The 12,902-nt window shown below is 50.5% G+C and carries 10 protein-coding genes and 1 riboswitch; of the genes, 8 read left to right on the top strand and 2 right to left on the bottom strand.

What is annotated here, in order from left to right:
* Positions 1-17 precede the first annotated feature (17 nt).
* Positions 18-124: riboswitch (TPP riboswitch) on the bottom strand.
* A 46-nt stretch (positions 125-170) separates the two neighbouring features.
* Together BLU30_RS07625 and BLU30_RS07620 are read right to left on the bottom strand one after the other, a co-directional pair.
* Positions 171-1,550 carry a radical SAM protein gene (locus tag BLU30_RS07625; RefSeq protein WP_090245317.1) on the bottom strand — a complete coding sequence of 460 codons (1,380 nt, stop codon included), beginning with the start codon at positions 1,548-1,550 and terminating at the stop codon, positions 171-173.
* A 183-nt stretch (positions 1,551-1,733) separates the two neighbouring features.
* Positions 1,734-2,915: an iron-containing alcohol dehydrogenase gene (locus BLU30_RS07620; protein WP_090245195.1), complete on the bottom strand. Its 1,182-nt coding sequence runs from the start codon at positions 2,913-2,915 to the stop codon at positions 1,734-1,736.
* Between the two features lie 324 nt (positions 2,916-3,239).
* On the opposite strand from BLU30_RS07620, the gene BLU30_RS07615 reads away from it, so the two are divergent.
* The 8 genes from BLU30_RS07615 (at position 3,240) to BLU30_RS07580 (ending at position 12,744) form a co-directional block, all read left to right on the top strand.
* Positions 3,240-3,968, top strand: coding sequence for a gamma-glutamyl-gamma-aminobutyrate hydrolase family protein (locus BLU30_RS07615; protein ID WP_090245194.1), 729 nt, complete (start codon positions 3,240-3,242; stop codon positions 3,966-3,968).
* A gap of 44 nt (positions 3,969-4,012) precedes the next feature.
* A complete protein-coding gene (locus tag BLU30_RS07610; protein ID WP_090245192.1) occupies positions 4,013-4,666 on the top strand; it encodes a class II aldolase/adducin family protein in 654 nt (217 codons plus the stop codon).
* Positions 4,667-4,770: 104 nt separating this feature from the next.
* Positions 4,771-6,594 (top strand): 1,4-alpha-glucan branching protein GlgB, encoded by a 1,824-nt coding sequence (glgB, locus tag BLU30_RS07605; protein ID WP_090245191.1) that lies wholly within the window; start codon positions 4,771-4,773, stop codon positions 6,592-6,594.
* Positions 6,595-6,888: 294 nt separating this feature from the next.
* Positions 6,889-7,863 carry a sugar-binding transcriptional regulator gene (locus tag BLU30_RS07600; RefSeq protein WP_090245189.1) on the top strand — a complete coding sequence of 325 codons (975 nt, stop codon included), beginning with the start codon at positions 6,889-6,891 and terminating at the stop codon, positions 7,861-7,863.
* Positions 7,864-7,920: 57 nt separating this feature from the next.
* Positions 7,921-9,468 (top strand): FGGY-family carbohydrate kinase, encoded by a 1,548-nt coding sequence (locus tag BLU30_RS07595; RefSeq protein ID WP_090245188.1) that lies wholly within the window; start codon positions 7,921-7,923, stop codon positions 9,466-9,468.
* A gap of 3 nt (positions 9,469-9,471) precedes the next feature.
* Positions 9,472-10,509 carry a 2-hydroxyacid dehydrogenase gene (locus BLU30_RS07590; protein ID WP_090245186.1) on the top strand — a complete coding sequence of 346 codons (1,038 nt, stop codon included), beginning with the start codon at positions 9,472-9,474 and terminating at the stop codon, positions 10,507-10,509.
* Positions 10,510-10,565: 56 nt separating this feature from the next.
* Positions 10,566-11,234: an L-fuculose-phosphate aldolase gene (locus tag BLU30_RS07585; RefSeq protein WP_090245185.1), complete on the top strand. Its 669-nt coding sequence runs from the start codon at positions 10,566-10,568 to the stop codon at positions 11,232-11,234.
* Between the two features lie 133 nt (positions 11,235-11,367).
* Positions 11,368-12,744 carry an MATE family efflux transporter gene (locus tag BLU30_RS07580; RefSeq protein ID WP_090245184.1) on the top strand — a complete coding sequence of 459 codons (1,377 nt, stop codon included), beginning with the start codon at positions 11,368-11,370 and terminating at the stop codon, positions 12,742-12,744.
* Positions 12,745-12,902 lie beyond the last annotated feature (158 nt).

Below are 12,902 nucleotides of genomic sequence, written 5' to 3'. Positions count from 1 at the left end.
GTATGGGGTGTTCCCTTAGTCGGTTCGTATATTATTTCCTACGATGGCATTACCCATATCAGGTGTGTGGGTCGAAGCGTCACGCTTCCTCTCAGCCTGTGTACAAGCTCCCCTTTATATATGGTTGTACTGTCATTATAACGGTGGGAATGGAGGGTGTCAAGGTTCCCCTAATACTTAAATTCCCGTTCCGTCCGATTCCAATGGGGATTTTCTTCCCAAAGGGCATCGGCGGTTTCGGCCCATTTTTCCGAGACAGCCTTGCATTTATCGCAGAGGTCATGGACATCCTCGGGACTTTCCATATCCGTGGAGTGGGCACCGGAGGTATCCACCATCTTGGCCAGGGCACCGTAGTTGTCTAAGAGTGGACAGGGACGCAGCATATTGTCATTAAAGGGCTGACCTTCTTTGTAGGCCATAAAGAGAGGGGACTGGTAGGCTTCCAAAAGGGTTTTATCATAGATATTGGAGTCGGAATAGTGGATGAAGGCACAGGGTTCAATATCTCCGGCCGCATTAATATGGAGGTAGTTCCTTCCCCCGGCGATACAGCCCCGGACATACTCACCATCGTTCCAGAAGTCCATGGTAAAGATGGGCTTGGTTTTTCGGAATTTTCGGATTTGATGGTACATGAATTTCCGCTGCTCATCGGTGGCCAAAAGCTCTGGGACGGCATCTTTACCCACTGGCATATAGGTAAAGAACCAGGCGAATTTAGCCCCCTTGGCAATGAGATCATCGATGTATGCTTCACTGCCGATGACTTCCGTATTGGTCCGGGTGTAGCAGCAGGAAACACCAAAGGGCAGTTTATGCCGGCGCAGGATTTCCATTGCCGCAATGACCTTATCGTAGGTCCCTTCACCCCGGCGGCTGTCGGTGGCTTCCCCAAAGCCTTCCACGGAGATGGCCGGAACGAAGTTTTTCACCCGAAGCATTTCTTCGGCAAAGGCATCATCAATGAGCGTCCCGTTGGTAAAGGAGAGGAACTGACAGTCCGAGTGTTCTTCACAGAGACGGATGATGTCCTTTTTTCGTACCAGGGGTTCCCCGCCGGTAAAGATATACATATAGGTACCCATTTTTTTACCCTGCCGGACGATGTCGCTGAGGGTGGCATAATCCATATTGGTGTTCTTGCCGTATTCTGCGGCCCAGCAGCCGATGCAGTGGAGGTTACAGGCGGTGGTAGGGTCTAAAAGGATGGCCCAGGGAATATTACACTGGTATTTTTCACGGTAGGCATCTCCCCGGGGCAGTCCGATAAGGGCGCTGTTCACAATAAAATTCTTGAAGGTCGTCTTGCGGACGTCGGTGTCCACATCATTCCAGAGACTCATCATCAGCTGATACCAATTATTGTCGGGGTCGTCAAGGACCTCCCGAAAGAGCTTTCTGAAGGAAAGGAACATGTCCCCCCGATCAAAACGATCCACCCAATCCAGCAGCTTGGGAAGGTTCTTTTCCGGGTCCTTATCTAAATAATTCAGTGCTACATTCACAGCAGAAGCCTTGATGGTTTCCTTTACCGTTTTATCTGCCATTTTAATCACAATCCTTTCTCATGCTGTTCATTCATACCAGTATAGCCTTCATTACTGAAGAATGCTTTAGACATTTTATGGCATTTGCCAGGATTTCCCCAAATTCTATAAAAGTTAAGGGACCACCCCGAGTATCGGAGTGGTCCCTTGGTCGATCAACAGAAATTATAAGGTTTAGATCACTCAGAAATCGATGGGGGTTCCGTAATAGATAGCCTTAAGCAGCTGTGTCATGAGTGGGACATCAATGGCACGGGGGTTGGAACCGGTACAGGCATCTTCCACAGCTAAGCTGGCCACGAAGTTCAGTTTTTCAAGGAATTCATCCTCAGGGATTCCAAAGTCCTTCATGGTATTGGGAATATCCATGGCGAGGTTGAATTGCTCGATGAGTGCACAGAGGGCCTCTTTTAAGGTTTCATCATCATCACCGGTGAGTCCCAGGGCACGGGCAATTTCAGCGTAACGGGCACAGGCCTGGGGATCCTTGGCATTGAATCGGATGACATAGGGCAGGTAGATGGCGTTGGCACAGCCATGGGGGATATGTCCGACGGCGTAAGCCGGACCCGTTTTATGGGCGATGGAGTGGGTAATACCCAACAACGCATTGCTAAAGGCCATCCCCGCCAGACACTGGGCATAGTGCATTTGTTCCCGGGCAGCCATATCCCCGTTGTAGGAAGGCTTAAGGTACTCCCGGATCATAACGATGGCCTGGAGGGCCAGGGGATCGGTAAAGGGTGAGTGCAGGGTAGAGACATAGGCCTCAATGGCGTGGGTCAGGGCGTCCATTCCGGTGTGGGCAGTGAGCTTGGCTGGCATGGTTTCAGCCAGTTCCGGATCAACAATGGCCACATCCGGGGTAATATTGAAGTCAGCCAGAGGATACTTGGTTCCCTTAGTGTAATCCGTAATGACCGAAAAGGCCGTTACCTCGGTAGCGGTACCAGAGGTCGAGGGAATGGCAAGGAATTTTGCCTTTTGCCGCAGGGTGGGGAAGGAAAAGGGCTGGATAATTTCCTCAAAGGTGGTTTCGGGGTATTCGTAAAAGACCCACATGGCCTTTGCCGCATCAATGGGGGAGCCGCCGCCCATGGCAATAATCCAGTCGGGTTGGAATTCCCGCATGGCTTTCGCCCCCTTCATTACAGTTTCCACAGATGGATCAGGTTCCACCCCTTCGAAAACCTGGGTCTCAATCCCGGCTTCCTTTAAATAGTCCTGGACTTTGTCCACAAAGCCAAAGCGTTTCATGGAGCCGCCGCCAAGGACGATAATGGCACGTTTCCCATCGAGTGTTTTTAATTGTTCCAGGGCACCCTTGCCCCAGTATAAATCACGGGGTAATGTAAATCGATTCATAATAGCCTCCTTGTATTGTCGATTGTTTGTTAAATGATTAACGAAATGCTTACAAGTAGAATTATACGACAAGGCCCTGGGAGAAACAAGGGAAAATACTCGCTAAAGAAATAGCCAAGATTAGATGATGAAAGGGGAAAAATTGTTAAAAATTTATCATCTTTGGTCGGGATCTCTGGATGGGAGGAATAAACATAGACAAAATGCAGGAAAACAGGATATAATATGAAAAACTTTGAAAATTTAAGAGGACGAGGAAATGGTCGAGGATAAAGTGAAGGAACAGATACGAATAGTCGGTGTGAGGCAAGGAGGGACACAGCAATGAGGGGGCGTAAACCGCTGATCGGGGTAACACCCCAGGTCGGTAAGCTTAAGGGATTTGAGGTCGATGCCAAGGTGGTGCGTCTCTTTCCCCAATATCTGGAAGCCCTGTTGGATGAAGGGGCGATTCCCGTCATTCTCCCCTTTGCGGGAGAAGCCCAGGATATTATCGAACTAGTGGATGCCATGGATGGCTTCGTTTTCACCGGTGGGGTGGATATTGGCCCGGGCTTGTATGTCCCCGGAGCAGATCCAGAGGACATCAGTCAGCGGGATCGTTTTGAAGTGAAGCTCCTCCACGAGGTCATGGCTCAAAATAAACCCTTTCTGGGGATTTGTCGAGGCCTCCAGCTCATCAACGTGGTCATGGGGGGGACCCTTTATTCGGACCTGAAGCCCGAGGACAGTAACCTGGGCCTTTGCCATGAGCAAGGGGATCATCTGGAGCAGATCTATCATCATCGGGTACAGGTACAGCCGGGGACGCTTTTGGAACGGATTTGTGGCTGTGGTCAAATGGGGGTGAATAGTCTTCATCATCAGGCCATCGATATCCTGGGAAAGGACCTGGAGGTCCAGGCCATAAGCGACGATGGCCTGATTGAGGCCATTCGTGTGACGACATCGTTTTATGGCTTAGCGGTACAATGGCATCCCGAGTTGATTTTTGAGAAGGACGCCTGCTCCAGAAGGCTTTTCCGGTCCTTTATCCGTGCGACGGGAATATAGAAATGAATGGCAGTATCGCAGAAACAGCGGAGGATAAATAACCTGTGGAATATTTAGAAAGACGTCATGCAATTATTGAAGCCTGTCTGTGGCTTGAAAAGGCAGGAATGGTTATCGGGACCTGGGGCAATGTCAGCATGCGCTTGCCCGACGGGAATATCATGGTGACACCGAGTCGTATTGATTATTCCGACCTGAAGCCAGAGGATATGGTCGTTGTGGATCTTGAGGGTACAAAGCTGGAAGGTCACAATAATCCGACCTCTGAAATGCATGTCCACCGTCTGATCTACGTTCATCGCCCGGATGTGGGGGCGGTTGTTCATTGCCATCCGGTTTATGCCTCGGCAATGTGTGCAGCACCCCACGGCATCCCCGTTATTTTTGAAGAAATGAGCCAGATGATTGGTGGTGAAATCCCCATCACCGATGAATACGTCAATGCCGAACAGCATGTGCGATTGGGTGAGGTGACAGTGGCAGCTCTTGGCAATAAGAATGCCGTACTCATTCGAAATCATGCCCCGGTGTGCGTGGGACGGGATTTAAAAGAAGCACTGTTGTGCAGTCAGGTCACAGAGAAGGCGGCAAAATGTTATCTGGCCCTCTGTGGCGGGGTGGAAATGACCACCATTCCCGAGAAATACGTTGAATCAGAGCGCCATCGCTTTCTTTACAGCTATGGAAAAGAGCAGTAGCTTGGCATGAAGTAACCAAAAGAATTGAATTGTCCATAGCCATGGCGACTTTCCCATTATATAATAGGGTTAACACACAACCTTAGAGAAATGGGGAAGTCACCATGGATTTTTTTAATTTCTATACTGGAAAATGCTTTGATGCGTATACTTATCTCGGCGTTCATCCCACTGGGGCGGGCCACGTTTTTAGAACCTTTGCGCCCATGGCGAGGAATGTTAGCCTCATTGGGGAATTTAGCGGGTGGGACCCCATCCCCATGGAGAAGGTCCACGATGGTAATTTCTGGGAGGTCATTGTCCCCGAGGCAGAAGTGGGGATGATGTACAAATATAAAATCACCGGGGCCGACGGCAGTATTATCGACCACGCCGATCCCTACGGCACCGGCATGGAGCTGCGCCCGGCGAACGCCTCCATCATCCGGAATCTGGAGGAATACACCTTTGGGGACGGGGACTGGATGGCGGCCCGGGGGACGGGGCTGGTTGAGCCCGTTAATATCTACGAGCTGCACCTGGGCTCCTGGCGGAGGAATGCCGAGGATGAAAATGGCTGGTACACCTACGATGCTCTGGCAGAACCCCTGGTAGCTTATCTCAAGGCATCGGGGTATAACTACGTGGAATTCATGCCCTTATCCGAGCACCCCTGTGATGAATCCTGGGGCTATCAGAACACGGGGTTTTACAGCCCAACCTCCCGCTACGGCACCGCCACCCAGCTGATGGCTCTGGTGGACACGCTGCATCAAAATGGCATTGGTGTTATTCTGGACTTTGTCCCCATCCACTTTGCCGTGGATGCTTATGGCTTGGCCCACTACGATGGCACCGCCCTGTATGAATACCCCCACGAGGCTGTGGGGGTCAGCGAATGGGGAAGCTGTAACTTTATGCATTCCCGGGGAGAGGTTCAAAGCTTCCTGGAGTCTGCGGCAGACTATTGGCTGCGCATCTATCACGTTGATGGTTTGCGGATGGATGCCATTAGCCGCATTATTTATTGGCAGGGGGATGAAGCCCGGGGGGTCAATGCCAATGGGGTGGAATTCCTTAAAACCATGAACAGCGACTTAAAGACATTCTTTCCCGATTGCATGCTCATTGCCGAGGATTCCACGAGCTATGGCCAGGTAACCACCCCGGTGAACCAGGGGGGATTGGGCTTTGACTATAAGTGGGACATGGGCTGGATGAATGACACCCTGGATTATTTTAAAAAGACCCCGAAAGAGCGGATCGACCATTACCATAAGCTGACCTTTTCCATGGCCTATTTTTATAATGAACACTATCTCCTCCCCCTCTCCCATGACGAGGTGGTCCACGGCAAGGCGACGATTATTAACAAGATGTATGGCGATTATGCCATGAAATTCCCCCAGGCCCGGGCCCTATATCTCTATATGATGGCCCATCCCGGGAAAAAGCTGAATTTCATGGGGAACGAAATCGGCCAGTTTAGGGAATGGGATGAAAAGCGGGAGCAGGATTGGGACCTGCGAAAATACCCCCTTCACGATGGGTTTTACCATTTTATGGTGGATTTAAACAAACTCTATCTGGAGCATCCAGCCCTCAGCGCCCAGGATTACCATCGCCAGGGCTTTGAATGGCTGGATTGTGAGGCGGACGGGACCTGTACCTATGCCTTTATCCGCCGGGGCGGCGGGAAAGCCCTGCTGGCCCTCTTTAATTTTGGAGAGGAAGCCCAGTCGGACTATACCCTGGGGGGATTGACGGGCGGCCGTCCGAAAATTTTATTCAGAACAGAGGAAGCCATCTATGGCGGAGGATCACCTGAGAGGCAAAGGGGGCTTCACTACAAGCAGGACAAGGATGGCACCTTTACCCTCAGCCTGGATTTGCCAGCCTTTAGCGGCATGCTCCTGGATTTGCCAGAAAAGAAAAAAGAAAGAGAATAAGGCGAGCAAAAAGGATCTGAGCATCGATAAAGTCGATGTCCAGATCCTTTTTAAATGGGATGGATGGGTGATGCAGCCGGAAATTTGAACTGGGGGGGTAAGGCGTGAATGACGAGTTTTAGGAATCTTAGGGCAGGAAAGAGAAGAAAAATGTTTTTGCTCTTGACATATGTAACGATTCTGTCGTATAATGACCATGCGATACAAAAGTAATTTAAAAATACAAATGTATTACGGTTGTTGAGATAAAAACCATATGTCATAATGGTAATATAACGATTGACGGAGGTTTTTATGGAAGATCGCAGCTTGTATATTAAAATTGCACATTGGTATTACACCCTGGGCCTCACCCAGGATGAAATCGCAAAGCGTCTGGGAACAACTCGGCAGCGGGTTAACCGGATTATCAATTCCCTGTTGGATTTGGGGATTGTGACCATTACAGTCAATGGCTTTAATGGTGGGAAGGTAAAGGAAGAAGCGGCCATTGAGGAGCATTATGGCCTCCGGCGCGTCATCATCGCCAAAACCTATGGTGAAGAAGATTTCCGACCGGCTCTGGCTGAACGGGCAGCCCGCTATTTAGAGGAAGAAATCGGCCAGGGGATGACCATTGGGGTGTCCTGGGGGGAAACCCTGGCAGGGACCATCTCCCGGCTATCCTATATGAATCGCGGAGATTGTCGAGTGGTTCAGATGGTGGGTGCTCAGAATATTGATGTGGATATGGTTAAGTCCGATGAAATTGCCAGAATTTTGGCGGATAAGCTGGATTGTGTATCCTACATGCTCTACGCTCCAGCCATGCTGGAAAAAGAAGAAACAAAGAAGCTCCTGATGGAGGAGCGGACGATTCGACATACCTTTGAAATCATGCGCCAGTGTGATATGGCACTCTTTGGAATCGGGCAGCTCAGCCACAATGCCACAATGTACAGCCGGGGCATTATGCGGAGTGAGGATATTGACAGAATCCGAGGTGAGGGGTTTGTGGGAGACTTGTGTATTAATCCCATTCGACAGGATGGGAGCTACACGGGGTGTACGGCCCGGAAACGTTTTGTCAGTGCGAATATGGATTTAATTAAATCCATTCCGAATGTCACCGCCATTGCGGGAGGGCTGGACAAGGTAGAGGCGATAATGGCCTGTCTCAATTCCGGGGCCATTGACACCCTGATTTTGGACGATTGTACAGCGAGCGCCATTGTGAGCGCATTATCACAAAATTCGATGGATTCCACTGTAGTGGATGATATAAATTAAACGGGAATATCAGACCCTTGGGGGGAGCTGGTATTCTACACTCAGGAGGAGGGTCTGATGAAGTATATCATTGGAATTGATGCCGGGACGTCCAACGTCAAGGCAGTGCTGTTTGATACGGCAGGGAAAGAACTGGCGGTGGAAAGCCTGGAAAACGAGCCAATCTACATTGGGGATGTTGAAGTCGAGCAGAACATGAATCTGCTGTGGGATAAGGTTGCCCTGTGCATCAAAAATCTGGTAGCCAGCGGCCCGGCAAAGGCAGAGGAAATCCTTGGTATTGGCGTAACAGCCCAGGGGGAAGGAATCTGGCTCATTGATGGGGACGGTCAGCCGGTCCAGGATGCAATTCTATGGTGTGATGGCCGGGCGACAGAGGAAGTCAGGGTTGTGACTGAAGATGACCCCCAGTTAGGGGCGCTCATTCATCGGATTACGGGAACACCAGCACTAACCGGCACTCAGCTGATGCTGTTATCCTGGATGAAAAACAATCGAAAAGAAGTCTTGGATCAAGCCAGCCATATGCTCTTCTGTAAGGACTGGGTGCGGTATAAACTTACGGGTCTCCTGGGAGGCGATTTAAGTGATACCGGAACTTCTTTGATGGATTCCGATAAAGGTGTCGTTGCAGAAGATTTGTTGGAAACCCTGGGATTGGGAGAATATATTTCCTATATTCCGGAAATTAGTACCTCCGATACCATTGCTGGCGGTGTGACCGCTGACATGGCAGAATTCCTGGGACTGACACCTGGGACACCGGTTATCACCGGAGCCATCGATGTGGTGGCCAGTGCAGTGGGGATTGGCGCTGTTGGGGAAAACGATGTTTGCGTCATTCTTGGAACGACCTGTGCCAATGAAAGCTTTATTAAACGGGAACGTTGTGAATTTGGCAAAGAAGGCACCCGCTATGAAAAGCACGCAGTGGGAGATTTGTTTATGAATCTTATGCCAACCATGAACGGGACCCCCAATCTGGACTGGGTGTTGGAAGAAATCGCCATGACCAAGGATTTCTCTAAAATTGACATTATGATTGCCGATGTGCCCGCTGGCAGCGGCGGAGTGATTTACCATCCCTACATCAGTGCGGCAGGGGAACGGGCTCCATTCTACAATCCCGATGCCAAGGCTAATTTCTTCGGCATTAGCGCTAAAACCGGTCGGGCAGAGCTGACCCATGCGGTGTATGAGGGCATTACCCTCTCCATTAAAGACTGTCTGGCTGATGTGGCGGTGGATGCCAACGCCAAGGTTTATCTGGCCGGGGGTGGTGCCAAGAGTGCCATTTGGGCGCAGATGATTGCCGATGTGTTGGGAATGCAGGTGGTTATCTCTGATGGGGCGGAGCTTGGTGCCAAGGGAGCAGCCATGATGATGGGGGTTGCGGCAGGCGAATACAAGAATTATATTGATGCCGCCAGACAATGCTGCCGGGCGACCCAGGTGTATTTCCCCAATTTAGAAAACACGGCGATTTACCAAGAGATATACGCGCTTTACAAGGCGATTCGCGTGGCCAATGCCGATTTGTGGCATGAACGGGCACGCCTGTTAAAGCGGATTAAAAACGGCGAATTTTCAATCCAGGAGGACTAAGACATGAAGATTTTTTTTACAGCGGAGTACGACGAGGAAGCACTGACCCCATTATATGAGATTGGTGAAGTGGTCAAGGACGGCTGGGCCATTGGCCTGGCCAAAATGCCAGAGGATGAGTTTGCCGAAAAAGCAGGGGATGCGGATATCATCATCACCAGCTACGACGATGTCACCCGTAAGGTCATTGAAAATGCACCAAACTTAAAGCTCATTGCTGTGACCCGGGCAACCCCGGTTAATGTGGATATGGAAGCAGCGAAAGAACGGGGCATCCCAGTGATTTATACCCCGGGGCGTAATTCCGATACCACAGCGGAAATGACCATTGGTTTAATGTTATCTGTGGCACGGCGGATTCCCATGGCTTACCGGGCCCTTAAAGAGGGTCAATTCACTGCGGATCCCAATTTTGTGAAGGAAACCAAGGATGGATTAAAGGTCGATATGGTGTGGGATATGAAGCCCGGTGCGCCTTATATGGTCTTTAAGGGGACCCAGCTTAAGGGGAGTACCCTTGGGATTGTCGGTTACGGCAGTATTGGTCGGAGAGTCGGTAAAATCGCCAGTGCTTTCGGGATGGAGCTGCTGATTTACGATCCCTTTTGCTGTCCCATTGATATTGAAGGCGTGGGTATTAAAAAGGTGGAAAAGCTGGAAGATCTCATGGCGGGTTCCGATTTCATCACCTGTCATATGAAGATTACCCCGGAAACCACGGGAATCATCAGTCGTGAAATGATTGCTAAAATGAAGCCCACCGCATATTTTATTAATAGCTCCCGGGGCGCCATCCTCGATGAGGACGCCCTGGTGGATGCCCTGAAGGAAAACCGCATTGCCGGCGCCGCCTTCGATGTTTATGCCTCAGAGCCCATTGCCAGTAACCATCCTTATATTACGGAACTCAATAATGTGGTCATTACCCCTCATATTGCCGGAGCCACCGATGCGGTACTGACGAACCATACCCGTCAATTCGTAGAGGATGTACAGCGCTTTGTGGATGGCGGACGGCTGTTGTACGAGTATCGTGCGTAGTTGCCCGCAGATTTGCCTTTGAATGGAAAATTTAAAAAAGTGAAGGAGAAACTTTTATGTTATTAGAAAAAGAACGTCAGGACGTCGTAAAATATTGTCAGAAACTCATTACCTCCGGTTTGACCAAGGGAACTGGCGGGAATATCAGTATTTTAAATCGGGAAAAGGGACTGTTTGCCATTAGCCCCTCGGGAATCGATTATTTTGAAACCGAGCCTGAGGATGTGGTGGTCATGGACCTTGAAGGGAATATTGTGGATGGCAAACGGAAGCCCTCCAGCGAGCATGGCCTTCACCGGATCTTCTACACCGACCGGAATGACATTGATGCGGTAGTCCACACCCATTCCACTTACGCAACGGTGTTAGGGACCATCCGTGAAGGATTGCCGGCTTCCAGTTACCTGGTTGCTTTCTCAGGCTTGGATGTGCGCTGTGGGGATTATGCTTCCTTCGGAACACCGGAGCTGGCCACAGTAACCTTTGAAGCTATGAAGGATCGCTATGCGGCCATTATGGCTAACCACGGATTGATTGGCGGTGGAGAGGATATTCTCAATGCCTTCAATATTGTCGAAGAAATCGAACAATGCTGTAAGGTCTATGTTTATGCCCGAGCCATCGGTACTCCGGTGATTTTGGATGAAGCTGAAATGGAAAAAATGATTGATAAGTTCCATAATTCCTATGGTCAGAAAAAGGCCAAGGCAGATATGGAAGGATAAGCGTAAAAAAGCCACAGTGTTTGGAGCCCCCGACACGGTGGCTTTTTTAGATTCCCAGAGCAATTGGCTTTCCCGGGGGAGGGCCTATGGTATAATAAAAAATATACTTTAAAGAAGGAAGTGACAGAATTTAATGATTAATCGGATAACGGTGGATAAAAGTAAGCTTTTATTTACCCGAAAGGCTTTAATCGCCTTGATCCTTCCCTTGATGATGGAGCAGTTCCTCACTGTTTTGGTGGGGATGGCGGATTCTATTATGATTGCCAGTGTGGGGGAGGCCGCCGTCTCCGGGGTATCGTTGGTGGACAATGTGTTTATCCTCATCCTCCAGGTGCTGACGGCGCTGGCCACCGGTGGCGCAGTGGTGATTGGACAGTATCTGGGCAGCCGCAGTGCCGGAGAAGCACGGCGGGCCGCAGAACAGCTTATGGGATTTTTATTTGTTTTTTCACTGGCTATCACGGCCTTTATGTATCTGGGTCAGGACTTTATCCTCCACGGGGTTTTTGGTGCGATCTCAGATGATGTGTACGTCCATGCCCGGACCTATCTGCTCATTTGCTCAGCGGCAATTCCGGGGATTGCCCTGTACTGTGGGGTAGCGGCCATTTACCGGACCCAGGGAGATTCCGCCACGCCCATGCGTATTGCCATCGTTATGAATGCCATCAATGTGTGCGGGAATGCCCTCCTGATTTACGGGCTGCATTTTGGTACCGCAGGGGTCGCCATTCCGACCCTGGCTTCCCGGGTGGTGGCCGCCATTATCGGATTGGTCATTCTTCGGCATCCCAATAAGGCGGTGTATCTCGACCATATCCGGCATTTCCGATTTAATGGCGGCATGATTCGGCGGATTCTGCGCATCGGTATCCCCAGTGGGGTGGAGAATTCCCTGTTTCAAATTGGCAAGCTGGTGGTACTGGGGCTGATTACAACCTTTGGGACCTCTGCCATTGCAGCCAACGCTGTCTCCATGGCAGTGGCCAATTTCATGATTTTACCGGGAATGTCCATGGGCTACGCCATGGTTACCGTGGTCAGCCGCTGCGCCGGAGCCGGGGATGGGGCACAGGCGAAGTATTATATTCGGCGGCTCATGGGGTTGACCTATCTGTCCATGGGGGTGATGACTATCCTGATTCTGGCAGTGCTGCCAGGGATTATGATACTGTATAACCTTACCCCGGAAACGGCGGAAACAGCGACTCGAATTCTGTGGACCCACGGGATGATGGATATGCTCATTTGGCCCATTTCCTTCACCCTGCCCAATGCTTTCAGGGCCATGGGCAATGCAGCCTTCCCCATGGTGGTGTCCATCCTCTCCATGGTCCTTGCCCGGATTGTATTTAGCTATGTTTTTGCCCAGGGAATGGGCCTGGGGGTCTGGGGAACCTGGCTGGCCATGATCCTGGACTGGGCCGTCCGCTCGGTGGTGTTCGTGATTTATTACTTTAAAGGTAATAAGCTGCATAGCGTGGTGGCGCAAAAGGGATTAACGTAAAAAACCGTGGCGAAGGGCCACGGTTCAGGGCGTAGACAACGTGGTGTCGCGCGGTCAGGGAGCGGATAAAAAAGATTCACCCCGGACCCCAGCAGTCGCTTGTTGCCAATCGCCTTTGGCTCTTGGACAAGCGTTGCATGGGTGCTATATCCCAAATC

This window comes from Eubacterium barkeri, from assembly GCF_900107125.1.
GTDB classification, from domain to species: domain Bacteria; phylum Bacillota; class Clostridia; order Eubacteriales; family Eubacteriaceae; genus Eubacterium_O; species Eubacterium_O barkeri.
The sequence above is the reverse complement of the archived record's forward strand: the minus strand, read 5'-3'. Positions and strand labels throughout refer to the sequence as shown.

Bases quoted from the DNA above. Each gene is read 5' to 3' on its own strand.
- BLU30_RS07620 (WP_090245195.1), bottom strand. From the start codon at position 2,915: ATGAATCGATTTACATTACCCCGTGATTTATACTGGGGCAAGGGTGCC.
- BLU30_RS07580 (WP_090245184.1), top strand. From the start codon at position 11,368: ATGATTAATCGGATAACGGTGGATAAAAGTAAGCTTTTATTTACCCGA.
- BLU30_RS07615 (WP_090245194.1), top strand. From the start codon at position 3,240: ATGAGGGGGCGTAAACCGCTGATCGGGGTAACACCCCAGGTCGGTAAG.
- BLU30_RS07585 (WP_090245185.1), top strand. From the start codon at position 10,566: ATGTTATTAGAAAAAGAACGTCAGGACGTCGTAAAATATTGTCAGAAA.
- glgB (WP_090245191.1), top strand. From the start codon at position 4,771: ATGGATTTTTTTAATTTCTATACTGGAAAATGCTTTGATGCGTATACT.
- BLU30_RS07590 (WP_090245186.1), top strand. From the start codon at position 9,472: ATGAAGATTTTTTTTACAGCGGAGTACGACGAGGAAGCACTGACCCCA.
- BLU30_RS07625 (WP_090245317.1), bottom strand. From the start codon at position 1,550: ATGGCAGATAAAACGGTAAAGGAAACCATCAAGGCTTCTGCTGTGAAT.
- BLU30_RS07595 (WP_090245188.1), top strand. From the start codon at position 7,921: ATGAAGTATATCATTGGAATTGATGCCGGGACGTCCAACGTCAAGGCA.
- BLU30_RS07600 (WP_090245189.1), top strand. From the start codon at position 6,889: ATGGAAGATCGCAGCTTGTATATTAAAATTGCACATTGGTATTACACC.